Annotated in this window: 15 protein-coding genes, 1 pseudogene and 1 riboswitch; of the genes and pseudogenes, 7 read left to right on the top strand and 9 right to left on the bottom strand. The window is 73.4% G+C overall.

What is annotated here, in order from left to right; translation table 11 throughout:
- Positions 1–16 precede the first annotated feature (16 nt).
- Entirely contained in the window at positions 17–1,036 is a 1,020-nt protein-coding gene (locus J2S59_RS16730; RefSeq protein ID WP_068124860.1) for a threonine aldolase family protein, read from the top strand.
- On the opposite strand, the gene aroF is transcribed toward J2S59_RS16730, so the two are convergent.
- The 5 genes and pseudogenes from aroF to J2S59_RS16710 form a co-directional block, all read right to left on the bottom strand.
- A complete protein-coding gene (gene aroF / locus J2S59_RS16725; protein WP_068124862.1) occupies positions 964–2,028 on the bottom strand; it encodes a 3-deoxy-7-phosphoheptulonate synthase in 1,065 nt (354 codons plus the stop codon). The genes J2S59_RS16730 and aroF overlap by 73 nt on opposite strands.
- A 168-nt stretch (positions 2,029–2,196) precedes the next feature.
- Positions 2,197–3,066 (bottom strand): deoxyribonuclease IV, encoded by an 870-nt coding sequence (locus J2S59_RS16720; RefSeq protein ID WP_068124864.1) that lies wholly within the window; start codon positions 3,064–3,066, stop codon positions 2,197–2,199.
- A 7-nt stretch (positions 3,067–3,073) separates the two neighbouring features.
- Entirely contained in the window at positions 3,074–3,262 is a 189-nt protein-coding gene (locus J2S59_RS20440) for a PASTA domain-containing protein (RefSeq protein WP_438361617.1), read from the bottom strand.
- A gap of 24 nt (positions 3,263–3,286) precedes the next feature.
- A pseudogene (gene pknB, locus J2S59_RS16715) lies at positions 3,287–5,029 on the bottom strand (Stk1 family PASTA domain-containing Ser/Thr kinase); the annotation flags it as partial.
- Between the two features lie 51 nt (positions 5,030–5,080).
- A complete protein-coding gene (locus J2S59_RS16710) occupies positions 5,081–5,893 on the bottom strand; it encodes a transglycosylase SLT domain-containing protein (protein ID WP_181642629.1) in 813 nt (270 codons plus the stop codon).
- Between the two features lie 185 nt (positions 5,894–6,078).
- Here J2S59_RS16710 and J2S59_RS16705 point away from each other — a divergent pair, with 185 nt between their 5' ends.
- The gene (locus J2S59_RS16705; protein ID WP_068124870.1) at positions 6,079–6,456 is read left to right on the top strand and encodes an Rv2175c family DNA-binding protein; all 378 of its coding nucleotides are present in this window, start codon (positions 6,079–6,081) and stop codon (positions 6,454–6,456) included.
- Between the two features lie 42 nt (positions 6,457–6,498).
- On the opposite strand, the gene J2S59_RS16700 is transcribed toward J2S59_RS16705, so the two are convergent.
- A complete protein-coding gene (locus tag J2S59_RS16700) occupies positions 6,499–7,563 on the bottom strand; it encodes a polyprenyl synthetase family protein (protein WP_068124872.1) in 1,065 nt (354 codons plus the stop codon).
- 37 nt (positions 7,564–7,600) lie between these two features.
- On the opposite strand from J2S59_RS16700, the gene metF reads away from it, so the two are divergent.
- The gene (gene metF, locus J2S59_RS16695; protein WP_068124874.1) at positions 7,601–8,506 is read left to right on the top strand and encodes a methylenetetrahydrofolate reductase [NAD(P)H]; all 906 of its coding nucleotides are present in this window, start codon (positions 7,601–7,603) and stop codon (positions 8,504–8,506) included.
- Between the two features lie 129 nt (positions 8,507–8,635).
- Here the strand turns inward: metF and J2S59_RS16690 are convergent, their stop codons facing one another.
- The 3 genes from J2S59_RS16690 to J2S59_RS16680 are packed head-to-tail and all read right to left on the bottom strand — an operon-like array spanning position 8,636 to position 11,027.
- Positions 8,636–9,937 carry a phytoene desaturase family protein gene (locus J2S59_RS16690; RefSeq protein ID WP_068125031.1) on the bottom strand — a complete coding sequence of 434 codons (1,302 nt, stop codon included), beginning with the start codon at positions 9,935–9,937 and terminating at the stop codon, positions 8,636–8,638.
- Between the two features lie 57 nt (positions 9,938–9,994).
- Entirely contained in the window at positions 9,995–10,525 is a 531-nt protein-coding gene (locus J2S59_RS16685) for a GNAT family N-acetyltransferase (protein ID WP_068125030.1), read from the bottom strand.
- Positions 10,526–10,532: 7 nt separating this feature from the next.
- Complete coding sequence (locus J2S59_RS16680; RefSeq protein ID WP_068125027.1) at positions 10,533–11,027, bottom strand: YbaK/EbsC family protein; 495 nt, start codon at positions 11,025–11,027, stop codon at positions 10,533–10,535.
- A 40-nt stretch (positions 11,028–11,067) separates the two neighbouring features.
- A riboswitch (guanidine-III (ykkC-III) riboswitch) is annotated at positions 11,068–11,131 on the top strand.
- 13 nt (positions 11,132–11,144) lie between these two features.
- Here J2S59_RS16680 and J2S59_RS16675 point away from each other — a divergent pair.
- The 4 genes from J2S59_RS16675 to dinB all read left to right on the top strand — a co-directional run bounded on the left by J2S59_RS16675 (position 11,145) and on the right by dinB (position 14,138).
- Entirely contained in the window at positions 11,145–11,462 is a 318-nt protein-coding gene (locus J2S59_RS16675; protein WP_068125024.1) for a DMT family transporter, read from the top strand.
- A 102-nt stretch (positions 11,463–11,564) separates the two neighbouring features.
- Positions 11,565–12,029 (top strand): SAV_6107 family HEPN domain-containing protein, encoded by a 465-nt coding sequence (locus J2S59_RS16670; protein WP_181642660.1) that lies wholly within the window; start codon positions 11,565–11,567, stop codon positions 12,027–12,029.
- Positions 12,030–12,056: 27 nt separating this feature from the next.
- Positions 12,057–12,836 carry a methyltransferase gene (locus tag J2S59_RS16665; RefSeq protein ID WP_181642659.1) on the top strand — a complete coding sequence of 260 codons (780 nt, stop codon included), beginning with the start codon at positions 12,057–12,059 and terminating at the stop codon, positions 12,834–12,836.
- A gap of 30 nt (positions 12,837–12,866) precedes the next feature.
- Complete coding sequence (gene dinB / locus J2S59_RS16660; RefSeq protein WP_181642658.1) at positions 12,867–14,138, top strand: DNA polymerase IV; 1,272 nt, start codon at positions 12,867–12,869, stop codon at positions 14,136–14,138.
- Positions 14,139–14,144: the final 6 nt, after the last annotated feature.

Here is a 14,144-nt window from a genome sequence, read left to right as displayed (position 1 = left end):
GAGGACCGAGCACCCCGTGATCGACCTCCGCAGCGACACCGTCACCCGCCCCACCCCGGCGATGCGGGAGGCGATGGCGCGCGCGGAGGTCGGCGACGACGTCTATGGCGAGGACCCGACCGTCCGGCTGCTCGAGGAGCGGGTGGCCGAGCTGCTGGGCCAGGAGGCCGCGCTGTTCACCGCCACCGGCTCGCTGGCCAATGTCCTGGCCCTGCAGGGCCTGGTGACCGCGGGCCAGGAGGTGCTCTGCGCGGCCGACGCCCACATCGCGCGCGCCGAGCTCGGGGTGCACGCCGCGGTCAACGGGCTGACGACGCGCACCTGGACCGACGGTCCGCTCGCGCTCGACCAGATCCGCGAGCTCTTCGCGCCCGACCTCGGACCGTTCTTCGTGCCGACGGCGGCCGTGTCGGTCGAGAACACCCACAACTTCTCCGGTGGCGCGGTCCTCGCGCTCGAGGACCTCAAGGCGCTGCGCGCCTGGGCCGACGAGCACGGCACGCGCCTGCACCTCGACGGCGCACGGTTGTGGAACGCGGTTGCCGCGACCGGCGTCGACGCTGCGACGTACGGCGGGTTGTTCGACGCGGTCGCGGTCTGTCTGTCCAAGGGCCTCGGCGCGCCGATCGGCTCGCTGGTCGCCGGGTCGGCGGACCACATCGCCGAGGCCCGCGTGTGGCGCAAGCGGCTGGGTGGCGGGATGCGCCAGGTCGGCGTACTGGCCGCAGCCGGGCTCCACGCCCTCGACCACCACCGCGAGCGACTGGCAGACGACCACGAGCACGCCCGGCTGCTGGCCGAGTCATGCGAGATCGATCCCGACTCGGTCGCGACCAACATGGTCGTCGTACCCGACGTCGACGTGGAGACCTTCGTCGCCGTCTGCGCGGCCGAGGGCGTGCGGGTCGGCGCGGTCGGGCCGCGCACGGTGCGTCTGGTGACGCACCTCGACGTCACGCGCGATCAGGTCGAGCTGGCGCGCCCGGTCCTGGTGCGTGCGCTGGCGTCGAGCCGGCCGACCGCTGCGGGCAGCTGACGCACGGCGGTCGCCAGCGCCCGCAGGTCGTTGCCCAGCAGGGCCTGCGGGCCGTCGCACAACGCCGTCTCCGGCTCGGGGTGCACGTCGACGATGATGCCGTCGGCCCCCACGGCGATCGCGGCGCGCGACAGCGGGACGACGAGGTCCTTGCGCCCCGCCGCGTGCGACGGGTCGACGATGACCGGCAGGTGCGAGGTCGCCTGGATCACCGGCACGGCGGAGATGTCGAGGGTGTTGCGGGTGGCGGGCTCGAAGGTGCGGATGCCGCGCTCGCACATGACGACGTCGAGGTTGCCGCGCTGGGCGATGTATTCGGCCGCCATCAGCCACTCCTCGATGGTCGCGGTCATGCCGCGCTTGAGCAGCACCGGCTTGCCGGACTCGCCGACCGCCTGCAGCAGCCCGAAGTTGGCCGCGTTGCGGGTGCCGATCTGCAGCATGTCGGCGTGCTCGGCGACTACCGCCACGTCGCGGGCGTCGACGACCTCGGTCACGACCGGCAGGCCGGTGACCTCGCGGACGTCCGCGAGGATCTCCAGGCCGCGCACGCCGAGCCCCTGGAAGGCGTACGGCGAGGTGCGCGGCTTGAACGCCCCGCCGCGCAGCAGGGTCGCGCCCGCGGCCTTGGCCATCTCGGCAGCCTCGAGCGTCTGCTGCGGCGTCTCCACCGCGCACGGGCCGGCGATGAAGGTGAACGTCTCCGGACCGATCGGCACCTGCTTCTCGGCCGGCCCCACCCAGACCGTGGAGCGCTCGGGATGGTGCTGGCGGCTGACCAGCTTGTAGGGGTCGGAGATCCGGTGCACGTCCGCGACGCCCGGCAGGCTGCGCAGGTTGAGGTGGTGGAAGGACTCGATGTCACCGACCAGACCGATGATCGTGCGCACGACGCCCTTGCTGACGAACGCCTCACCCCCGACGCCCTCGACGCGCTCGACGACCCGACCGATCTCTTCGTCCGTTGCACCCGGAGCCATCACCACGACCATGCTGCTCAGGCTAGGGCAGCACCGCCGCTCGCCCCGGTGGGATACCGCAGGGCGGACCCGCGGGTGCGGCGAGAAATTCACTACACGTGTAGCGAATTTGCGCGACACGCCGACTGGAACGTGTTCACAGTGGTGAGTTCACTACACGAGTAGCGAATTGGCGGGCGCTCACGTGGCCGCGCGGAGCTCCTTGAGCAGGGGCAGGCAGCGGGAGTCCGGCGTACCGGAGTCCGGGGTCTCGAGGACGAACGGCACGCCCTCGGTGGCGGGGTGGGCGAACAGCTCGGTGAACGCGGCGGTGCCGATGTGGCCCTGGCCGATGCGCTCGTGGCGGTCCTTGAAGGCGCCGCGCACGTCCATCGAGTCGTTGGCGTGGATGAGCCGCAGGCGCCCGGGTCCGCCGATCTCGACGATCCGGTCCAGCGTCGTGGTGGTGCCGCCCGGCTCATCCAACGGTGCACCGGCGGCGAAGACGTGGCAGGTGTCGAGGCAGATCCCGGCACGCGGGTGGTGGTCGAGGACGTCGAGGTAGGCCGCGAGGTCCTCGACGCCGGCACACAGCGACTGGCCCTGGCCGGCGGTGGGCTCGAGCAGGAGGTACGGCGCGTCGGGACCGGCGGCGTCGAGGCCGTCGAGCAGCGGCATCAGCGCCTCGCGCACCTGGCCCATCGCGCGCTCGACCGAGCCGGTGGCGACGCACGACCCGGTGTGGACTACCACGCCCTCGGCGCCGATCTCCGCGGCGCGCAGGAGGTTGTGGGCCACGCTGGCGACCGACTTCTCGAAGGTCGCCTCGGTGGGGCTGCCGAGGTTGACGAGGTACGGCGCGTGGATGAAGGCGCGCATGCCGGTCGCCTCGCACAGCCGGCGGAACTCCTTGTCCTGCCCGGGGTCCCCGGCGCTCAGCGCCCATCCGCGGGGGTTGCCGACGAAGACCTGGAGCGTCTCGGCGCCGAGCTCCTGGGCGCGGGCGAAGGCACCGGCAGCGAGGCCCTTGCCGACGGGCAGATGGGAGCCGAGTGGGTTGCGCAGCGTCACCTGGCCATCACACCAGGGTGAGCGTCACCGTCGAGCCGCGGGGGGCCATCGAGCCCTGGCCGGGGTTGCTGGAGACGACGTACTCCAGACCCACGTAGAGATCGCTGCGCTCGGTGCGGACGACGAACCCGGCCGCTTCGAGACGCTCCGTCGCCTCGGCGACCCCGACGCCGCGCACGCGCGGCACCTGCACCATCTCCGGTCCACGGGACACCACGAGGCGCACGGTGTCGCCGCGGTAGAGCGTGCCGGTGTTGGGGTTCTGGGAGATGACGCGTCCCTCGGGGACGTCGTCACTGAACTCCGCGGTGCGCTCGACGTCGAGCCCGGCGTCGGTGAGGGCGGTCTCGGCGCGGTCGGCCGACCTCCCGGTGAAGTCGCGCACCTCGATCGGCTTGCGGCCCTTGCTCACCACCAGCGACACAGCGGCGTCGCGGCGCAGCTCGGTGCCGGCGGCCGGGTCGGCGCGGATCACCACACCTTCGGCGATCCGCTCGTGGAAGCGCTCGGTGACGTCGCCGACGTCCAGGTTGGCCTCCTCGAGCAGCTCCCTCGCGCGCTCCTCGGACTCGCCGCGCAGCGCGGGCACCTCGTAGCGCTCGGGTCCGAGCGAGAGCGTGACCTCCACGGTGCCGTCGTCGAGGATCCGGGACCCGGCACGGGGGTCGGTGCTGATGACCGAGCCGGCCGTCACGGTCTCGCTGTAGGCCCGGTCGGCGACGGTCAGCGACAGCCCGGCGGCCTGCACCTTCTCCCGCGCGGCGGTCTCGGAGAGGTTGATGAGGCTCGGCGTGGTCGTGTAGCGGGCGACGCCGAACCAGTACGCCGCACCGCCGCCGGCGACCGCCAGCAGCAGGACGAGCAGGACCACGAGCGGACCGCGACGCCGGGTGCGCCCCGGTGGTGGGGGAGTCGGCTGCATGGCCTCGGGCCGGGACGGCGTACGCGCGGCGGGACGCGCGGCAGGGGAGCGTGGCGGCTCCGCCTGGACCGAGGGCGGCACCGCCAGCACCTCGGCCAGGTCCTCGCGCGTGTGCTCGCGGGTGTGCTCGACCGACGGCGGCGGCTGCAGGTCGGCGACGAGCTCGGGGTCGGTGCGCATCCCGGCGTCGAGGGCGGAGCGCACCCGGTGGACGTGGTGGAGCAGGACCCGTGCGTCGGCGGGGCGGTGGTCGCAGTCGCGGGCCGTGGCGCGGGCCACCAGCGCGTCGACGTAGTCGGGGATGCTCGGCACGACCGCGGACGGCGCGGGAATGTCCTCGTGGACGTGCTTGTAGGCCACCTGGATCGGCGACTCGCCCTCGTGCGGCTTGCGCCCGGCCAGCATCTCGTAGAGCAGGATCCCGGCGGCGTACACGTCCGCGCGCGCGTCGGCGACGCTGTCGACGACCAGCTCGGGGGCGAGGTAGGAGACCGTGCCGATGAGCACGCCACTGGTCGCGGTGTGCTGGGTGTCGGAGCTGATCGCGCGGGCCAGGCCGAAGTCGGCGACCTTGATCCGCCCGTCATCGGCGATGAGGACGTTCTCCGGCTTGATGTCACGGTGCACCAGCCCAGCGGCGTGCGCGGCGGCGAGCGCCGAGAGCACCGGCTCGAGCAGCGCGAGCGCGCGGGCCGGCGCCAGGGGGGCCTCGTCGCGCAGGAGGTCGCGCAGTGTGCGCCCCTCGACGTACTCCATGGCCAAGAAGAGCGTGCCGTGGTCGTCACCCTGGTCGAAGACGTTGACGACGTTGGGGTGCGACAGCCGCGCCGCGGAGCGGGCCTCGCGCACGAACCGGGTCGCGAAGTCCTGGTCGTCGCCGAGGCCGGCGTGCATCACCTTCACTGCGACCGGCCGGTCCAGGCGCAGGTCGACTGCCTCGTAGACCGTGGCCATCCCGCCGCGGGCGATGCGGTCCCCGACCTCGTACCGTCCGTCGAGCACCCGCCCGACGATCGGGTCCGAGGCTGTCCGGTCGACCACGCATCCTCCTGGACTCGGCCAGGGGCGAGGAGTTCTGCGGCCCCTGCTGGCTCAGCGGTCGATTTTACGGTCGAACCGCTCCTTGAGAGCCATCACGTTGCGGACATAGGACCGCGTGTCGTCGTACGGTCCGTGCTCACGCAGGCCCGCCAGCCCCTGATAGTACGCCGCCAGCGCCCGTCGTTCGGGCTCCAGCGACGTCAGCAGGTCGAGGAGCGCGACGCCGGCGGTGACGTTGTCCTGCAGGTCGCGCGGGTCGAGGGTGCGGCCGGCGCGCGGCGACATCCACTCCGCGGTGCCGGGCAGGACCTGCATCGCGCCGATCGCGTCGGCTGAGGAGACGACGTGTTGTTGCCAGCCCGACTCCTGCCACGACAGCGCCAGTGCGAGGGCCGGGTCGACGCCCCAGCTGCGCGCGGTGCGCTCGATCGTGCGGCGTACGTCGTCGCGGGAGTGGCGCGGCGGAGTCCGCACGGCAGGCTTCTGCGGCGCCGCACGCCGCGGCTCGGCCTCGTCGCCGGCGGTCTCCGGCCGGCCCGGCACCTCGCCGGGGTCGAGCGCCGAGAGCACCACCGGCACCGTGATGGTCTCGCCCACGCGCAGGGTCGCGCTGGGCCCGAGGTCGTTGACGGAGATCAGCTCCGCGGTCCAGGCGTGCAGCCGGGTGGCGATCCCGGTCGCGGTGTCGCCCGGCTTGACGGTGTAGTCGACATGCTCGCGGTCGCTGTCGGCCGCCGCCGGTGGCGCCATGGCCAGTCCAGCCAGTGACAAGCCGGCGGCGAGGGCGAGCGTGCTGGTCAGCAGACCGCGGCCGCGGCGCCACCGCCGCGGCACAGTGGTGGAGGGGTTCCCGAGAGAGATCATCGACCCTGCCTACCCGCTGTGGCGAGAGTTACACAAGGGACAGAAGGGGCAAAAGGTGCAGTCAGTTTCACTACATGTGTAGTGAAACTGGCACCTCGTAGACGTTCCAGTCGGCGTGTCGCGCAGGAACGTATACACAGTCCCGGGCGTACGGCGCGGAGGGCGCAGCAGGCACAATGAGCGTCATGAGCTCGTCCTCCCTGCCGTCCGGCGACACCGACCTCGGCGCACTGATCCCCGACTGGATCGACTTCCACGAAGCCGGCGAGCAGCTCGGCGTGAGCCCCAGCCGCGTACGCCGCCTGGTCGCGGAGCACCAGCTGGCCGCCGCCGTGCCGTCGCCGGGGGCCGGGCAGCGGCTGCCGGCCGAGCAGCTCCAGGACGGCCAGATCGTCAAGGGGCTCTCCGGGCTGCTGATCCTGCTGCACGACATCGGCTTCGACGACCGCGAGGCGCTCGCCTGGCTGTTCACCGCCGACGACACCCTGCCCGGACGCCCGATCGACGCGCTGCGCGAGAACCGCGGCTCGGAGGTCAAGCGACGCGCGCAGGCGATGCTGTGACCCTGGCCTGACCCGCGCCCGATCTGCAGCCGACGACCGGTCTCAGACCTCGCGGCGCACGGCGGCCAGCGCGAGCTCGCGCAGTCCCTCGCGCGAGGCGTCGTGGATCGGCGCCTGGTCGAGCGCGGTGAACGCGTCCTCGGTGAGCTGGTCGATGAGCTTCTCGACCCGCTCGACCGCACCCGAGCGGCGCAGCAGCTCCTGCAGCTCGGCCACCTCCGCGGCGTCGAGCGGTGTGCCCAGGCCCGCATCGAGGCGCTGCGCGTCGTCGTCCGCCAGGCCGGTGAGCGCGTGGGCGATGAGCACCGTGCGCTTGCCCTCGCGCAGGTCGTCGCCGGCGGGCTTCCCGGTCACAGCGGAGTCGCCGAGCGCACCGAGCAGGTCGTCGCGCAGCTGGAACGCCTCGCCGATGGGCAGGCCGAACCCGGTCAGCGCCTCGATCTGGGCGGGCTCCGCACCCGCGAGCGCGGCGCCGATGTGGAGCGGGCGCTCGACGGAGTACTTCGCCGACTTGTAGCGCAGCATCCGGGTCGCCTCCTCGACGGTGACCCGGGCGCGGGTCTGCACGGACACGTCGAGGAACTGGCCGGCGATGACCTCGGAGCGGGTGAGGTCGAGCAGGCGCATCGCCGCAGTCACCCGCTCGGCCGGCAGCCCGCACTCGCGCAGCAGCTCGTCGGCCCAGGTCAGCAGCAGGTCGCCGAGCAGGATCGCCGCCGCAGCGCCGTACGCCGTCGGGTCGCCGGGCCACCCGGCCTGCTGGTGCTGGGACTCGAAGGCGCGGTGGGCGGCGGGCCGGCCGCGGCGGGTGTCGGAGGCGTCCATGAAGTCGTCGTGGACCAGTGCGCTGGCGTGCAGGATCTCCAGCGCGGCGCAGGCGCGCAGCAGGGCGGCGTACGTCGTCTGGTCGTCCTCGACCCCCGGGCCGTGGACGGCGACGAACCCGGCCCGGCAGAACGCCGCCCGCAGCCGCTTCCCGCCGCGCAGGCTGGTGCGCGCCTCCTCGACGAGGAGAGCGGCGTCCTCACCGAGCGGCTCGAGCCGGCGCGCGTGCTCGTCGAGCACGGTGTCGAGGGTCGCCTGAACCTGGTCGGCAAACGAGATCACGCGGTCAGCGTACGGTCATCGCCGTACCCTGACCGGTATGGCCCTCGGTCTCCCTTCCCGCATGCCCTGTGGGCACGCGATCGTCGATCTGCTCGCCGCGGGCGAGCGGTCGTTCTCCTTCGAGTTCTTCCCGCCGAAGGACGCCGACGGGGAGCGGGCGCTGTGGCGGGCGATCCGCGAGCTGGAGCCGCTGCGCCCCACCTTCGTCTCGGTGACCGAGGGCGCCGGCGGCTCGACCCGCGACGGCACCGTCGGGATCACCGAGCGGATCGCGGCCGAGACGACCCTGACGCCGATGGCGCACCTGACCTGCGTGGGCCAGACCGTCGAGGAGCTGCGCCATGTCATCGGGAGGTACGCCGACGCGGGGGTGCGCAACGTGCTCGCGCTGCGCGGCGACCCGCCCACCGGTCCGGGCACCGCGTGGGTCCCGACCGAGGGCGGCCTCAACTACGCCAGCGAGCTCGTCGCGCTCGCGCGCTCGCTGGGTGACTTCAGCGTCGGCGTGGCGGTGTTCCCCCTCGGGCACCGCGACTGCGCCACGCTCGAGGCCGACGTCGACGCGATGCGTGCCAAGGCCGACGCCGGGGCGCAGTTCGGCATCACCGAGATGTTCTTCCGCGCCGAGGACTACTTCGGGCTGCGCGAGCGCTGCGACCGCGCCGGCATCGACATCCCGCTCCTGCCCGGCATCATGCCGATCCTCAGCGCCCGCTCGATCGTGCGCATGGCGGAGCTGTCCGGACGCGAGGTGCCGGCCGAGGTGGTGCAGCGCTTCGACGGCGTCGACGACCCCGCCGACGTGCGCCGCATCGGTGTCGAGATCGCCACCGAGCTGTGCGACGAACTGCTCGCCGGTGGTGCTCCCGGGCTGCACTTCTTCACCCTCAACCGCTCCCGCGCCACCCGCGAGATCTACGAGGGTCTGGGCGTCCACGCCTGACGCGGCGCGCCCGTCGGGCGCCGTACCGGGTGGCAGTTTCACCGCCCGTCTATCGAAACCGGGCGTTTGGGGCGCCAGTTTCGTACGACGAGCGGGCGTGTCGTGGCTCGGGCGGTGAAACTGCCCGCCTCAGGCCGGACCGACCTCCTGGGCGATCAGGGCGGAGCTGAGGGCGACGAAGGGGACGCCGGCCCCGGGAGCGGCGTGCGCGCCGGCAGCGAACACGCCGGGGATCGGCGTGCGCGTCGACAGCCGGTCGGTGAGGGTACGCCGACCCTGCCAGGCCACGCCGTACGGCGACCCGTGCAGCCGCTCGACCAGCTGGCGCGGGTTCTCGTCGACGCGGGTGACGATGTGGGGGCGCAGGTCGAGGCCGTAGCGGGCCAGCGCGACCACGATGTCCTCCGACACCCGGCCACGACCCAGCAGCGTGACGCCGAGGGTCCCGTCGGGCCCCACCCCCGATCGCCGTACGACGATGGTGGGCTCGCGGTGGAAGACGGTCTCCGTGGCCAGGTCGGGGGCGGAGCTGCCAAGGCCCAGGTGGCTCACGACCGGTGGCAGTGCGGGCATCGTCCGCGCGACGTGGCGCGCGAGGGTCGGGAGCCGGCGCGGGTCGACGGCGCAGACCACGAGGTCGGCGGCGAGCTCGCCCTCGCGGGTGGCGACGGCGACGGCGGCGCCGTTGCGCACGACGACGTCGGTCGCCGGCGTGCCCAGCTGCACCGTGACGCGGCGCTCGCCGAGGCGCTTGGTGAGCACCTGGGTGAGCTGGCCGAGGCCGCCCGGCACGGTCCAGACGCCGAACTTCTGCTCGACGTAGTCGAGCACGCCCCACCACGCCGGCACGTTGCGCGGGTCGTGTCCGGCGAGCTCGGCGTGGTGCAGGGCGATGGCGCGCAGCCGGACGTCTTTGAACGACTTCCGCACCCGCTTGTGCAGCGTCTCGCGGCTGAAGAGCAGGTCGCGGGTGCTGCGGTCGACCAGGTCGAGGGCCCAGGGGCGCTCGAGATACTCACGGCGCACGGTCTCCCACGGCGTGTGGAACGACTCGGTCCAGGCCATCCATGCCGCGGCCGCCTTCTCGCCGAGGGCGGCGGTGAGGGCCTCCTGCTGGGGGACGCGTCCGGCGGCGAACGTCACGCGGGTGTCGTCCTCGAAGCGGTGCTCGCGGAACTGCGGCACCGCGACGAGCTCGACCTCCCGCTCGAGCGGTCGCCCGGACTTGCGGAACAGGTCGCGGATCGCGCCGGGCAGGGGAGTGGCGCTCGGGCCGGCGTCCCAGGTGTAGCCGTCGTGCGCGAGCAGGCCGAGGGCCCCGCCGAGCTCCTCGCGGGCCTCGAGCAGCGTCACCTCGTGCCCGATCTTGGCCAGGCGCACGGCCGAGGCCATGCCGCCGAGCCCACCGCCGATCACCACCACGCGTGCCATGGGCTAGACCCTAGGCTGCGCCGACGCGCTGAACGGCAGCCGGCAGCGGATGGACGATCAACGGTCGCTCAGCGAGCGCCAGTAACGCAGCTCCGGGACGAGCCGCCCGTGCAGGTCTTCGGTGCGCTCACCGCCGTCGGGCACCCATCCGCGCCGCTCGTAGAACGTCCGCGCACGGTCGTTGTCGGCGAGCACCCACAACGTCGCGTCGGTGAAGCCGTGACCGACCAGTGCCTCCTCCGCCGCAGTGATGAGCTGCGCCCCGATGCCGCGGTCCCACCACGGGCGCAGCAGGTAGATCGCCGCGACCTCGCCGGTGGTGTCGGGGTCGAGGTCCTCGTCGCGGGTGGGGCAGACGCCGACGAAGCCCACGACGCGGCCGTCGACCACGGCGACCAGCACGGTGTTGCGCGCCGGAACGTCGGCGAGGAACTCCGCCCACCAGTGCGTGCGCTGCTCCACCGACAGGTTGTCGAGCAGCGTCGCCGGGAGCAGGCCGTCATAGGCCTGCTGCCAGGTGGTGACGTGCACGTGCGCCACGTCGGCCGCGTCGGCTTCCGTCGCGGGCCGGACCTCGATCGTGCTCACGGGGTCCTCACTCGACGTCGAGCGGTGTCGCACCGGTGAGGGCGATGAGCTCGTCGTAGGTGGAGCTGAACACCGCCGCGGGGTGTCCGGCCGCCGCCCACACGACGGGGTGGCGCGCCAGCCACGGGTCGATCCACGTCGGCACCGGAGCCGGGTGGGCGAAGGGGGAGACGCCGCCGATGACCTGTCCGGTGTGGGTGCGGACGAAGTCCGGCTTGGCGCGCCGCAGCTCACCACGGCCCAGCGCCGCCGACACGAGGGGTACGTCGACGCGGTGCGCACCGGAGGTGAGGATCAGCACCGGCTCGCCGTCCGCGTCGAAGAGCAGACTGTTGGCGATGGCGCCGACCTCGCAGCCCAACGCATCGGCGGCGAGTGCAGCAGTGTGGACCGCGTCGGGCAGGACCCGGATCTCACCGGTCCCGCCGCGCGCCGCCAGCTCCGCACGGAACGCCGCGATCGAGGGGTGCTCCGCCGGCTGGTCGGTCGTGACGTCGCTCATGGCGCCCGACTCTAGGAACTCAGCCTTGTTTGAGACACTGGGGGTGCCTGCAAGCGGCACCGGACGAGGTGCGCCGTACCCGGCCAGCGACAAGACGGCGCAGAGGAGTGGTCTGTCGTGCTCGCATGGATCGTGCTGGTCGTGTCCGGGGTGTTCGAGGCGGTGTGGGCCACCGCGCTCGGGCGCTCTGCCGGCCTCACCAAGCTGGGGCCCACCACCGTCTTCGGGGTCGCCGTCGTGATCAGCATGGCCGGCCTGGCCTGGGCGATGCGCACCCTGCCCACGGGCACGGCGTACGCCGTGTGGGTCGGGATCGGTGCCGGTCTGACCGTCGCCTACGAGCTGGCCACCGGTGCCCAGCCGTTCTCCGTCGCCCGGGTGCTGCTCGTCGCCGGCATCGTCGGCTGCGTCATCGGTCTCAAGCTCGTCTCCTGAGCCTTCGCTCCCCGCGCAACGGTCGGTCTTGACCGACTGTCGGTGCCGGGGTCTACCCTTCGATCAGGGTCGAACACGTGTTCGATGAGAAGGGGAGGCCCGATGTCACACCACCTGGTCCCGGAGACCGCACTGACCGCACTCGAGCGCTCGGCGCGCTCGCTGCAGGACGCGGTCGCCGCCACCGAGCCCGGACGCAGGTACGCCGCCGCCCACGTCGCCGCGCTGCAGGCGACGGCCGCGGTGCTGGCCGCGCGGGCCCGGCCCGCCACGCCCCGGGCGCGGCGCCAGCGCAACGCCTGGGTGCTGCTGTCCACGGTTGCGCCGGAGTTCGAGGAGTGGGCGAGCTTCTTCGCCGCCGGTGCGGCGAAGCGCGCTGCTGCCGAGGCCGGGTCCCGCCACGCCGTCACCGAACGGGAGGCCGACGACCTCGTCCGCGAGGCCGACCACTTCCTCGCGCTCGTGGAGCGGTCGCTGGGGCTGGCGCAGGGGAGCGTCGTGGTCACGACCGTGCCGAGCGCGCTCCCGGCGACCCGCCCCGCGGGCCGTGTCGGACGCGCCGGCTGAGCAGCCTCGGATGAGAGAGTGGGGCGCATGGCGAGCGCACCTCCTCCTCCCGGCGCCGGCGACCCCGGCTCCGCCACCGTCAGCCAGCGCCGCGGTCTCGCCCGGACCGCGGTGGTGTGGGCCGCCCTCGAGACTGCCCTGGGGTCCGTGCTGCGCGAGCGCCGGGCGGAGCGGTTGCGCGTGCTCGACGTCGGTGGCGGCACCGGCGACTTCGCCGTCCGGGTGGCGGGCCTCGGCGCCGATGTCCTCGTCGTCGACCCCAGCCCCGACGCCCTCGCTGCGCTCGATCGGCGCGCCCGCGAGCGCGACGTCGCCGACCGGGTCCGCGGACTGCAGGGCGACGTCGAGTCGCTGTCGTCCCTGGTCGAGCCGGGCTCGGTCGACGCCGTGCTCTGCCACGGCGTGCTCGACGTCCTGCCCGACCCCGCGCCGGCCTGGGAGGCGTTCGCGCGCGTGCTCCCCGCCGGCGGCCTGCTCAGCGTCGTCGTCGGTCAGCTGCACGCGGCGGTCCTCGCCCGGGCGATGGCCGGCCACCTCCACCAGGCCCGTGAGCTGCTCGAGACCCCGCCGACCAGCGGGCCGCGCCGGTTCACCGTCGACGACGTCCGGGCCAGCGCCACCGGTGCGGGCTTCGGCATCGACACGGTCCACGCTGTCCGGGTCTTCTCCGACCTGGTGCCCAGCGCTCTGCTCGATCTCGAGCCAGGCGCGGCCGAGGCGCTCCTCGCCCTCGAGTCCGCGGTCGCGGAGCGCCCCGAGTACCTCCCCCTCGCCCAGCAGCTCCACGTGCTCGCCACCCGCGTCTGACGCCGATCACGTCGCCGGCGCGGGTGCGCCGTGAGCGACCCGTCCCTGGCGTGCCGGCTGCTGCACGTCGACATGGACTGCTTCTACGCCTCGGTGATGCTGCGTGAGCGTCCCGAGCTCCACGACGTCCCGGTGATCGTCGGGGGCGCCGACCGGGGGGTGGTGCTGTCAGCCAACTACCCCGCCCGCGCGGCCGGCGTCCGCTCCGGTGTCCCCACCCGTCAGGCGCTGCGCGCGTGTCCGACAGCCGTCGTGGTGCCGCCCGACTTCGCCGCCTTCACCGAGGTCTCCCACGCGGTGCTCGAGGTCTTCACGGAGTTCACCCCGTCCGTGCAGGTGCTCTCGCTCGACGAGGCCTACCTCGACGTCGCCGGGGCGGTCCGCCTGCTCGGACCGCCGGCCGACATCGCCGAGCAGGTCCGTGCCCGCGTGTGGGAGACCCAGCAGATCCGGTGCAGCGTGGGCGTGGCCGCGACGCCGACGGTGGCGAAGATGGCGACCAACCGCGCCAAGCCCGACGGGGTCTGCGTCGTGGCGCCGGAGGAGACCATCGCGTTCCTGCGCAGCCACCGCGTCGGCGAGGTGTACGGCGTCGGTCCCCGCACCGCCGCGGTGCTCCACCGGCTCGAGCTGCACACCGTCGCCGACGTCGCGGCGGTGCCGATCGAGATCGTCGAGGCCGCCCTCGGACGGCACGCCGGCCGGTGGCTGTGGGACCTGGCTCACGGGCGCGACCACCGGGGCATGGAGGCCGGCCGGTCCCAGCAGCGCGCCGAGCGCTCGATGAGCAACGAGTCGACCTTCGGGTCCGACGTCAGCGATCCGGAGGAGCTGAGCCGACAGCTGCTCCGGCTCGCCACGAAGCTGGCAGGCCGGCTGCGCGCCGCGGGCATGGCAGCCCGCACCCTCGGGCTGCGCGTGCGCTACAGCGACTTCGAGACCCTCGACCGGTCCCGCTCGGTCGGAGAGCCGACCGACGTGTCCCACGAGATCTTCGCGACCACACGCGAGCTCCTGCGCGCCCTCGGCGCTCCCGGACAACCCGGCCAGGGACGCCGGCCCGTGCGCCTGCTGGGGGTGAAGGCGACCGGGCTGGTCGCGCGCTCGCGCTGGCAGCCCCAGCTGGAGCTCGGCGCCCGCGCCGAGGGTTGGGCCGACCTGGACCGGGCGGTCGACCAGGCGTCCGCACGGTTCGGACGAGCCGTCGTCCGGCCCGCCACCCTCGTGGATCGTCGCGCCCCGGGCGATGCGGACGAATGGATTTCCACCGGGCGGCTACCACCGCTTCAAGGACCTGCCTAGACTTGG

It is taken from the genome of Nocardioides massiliensis, from assembly GCF_030811215.1.
GTDB classification, from domain to species: Bacteria; Actinomycetota; Actinomycetes; order Propionibacteriales; family Nocardioidaceae; genus Nocardioides_A; species Nocardioides_A massiliensis.
This window is presented reverse-complemented; position numbering and strand designations above follow the sequence as displayed.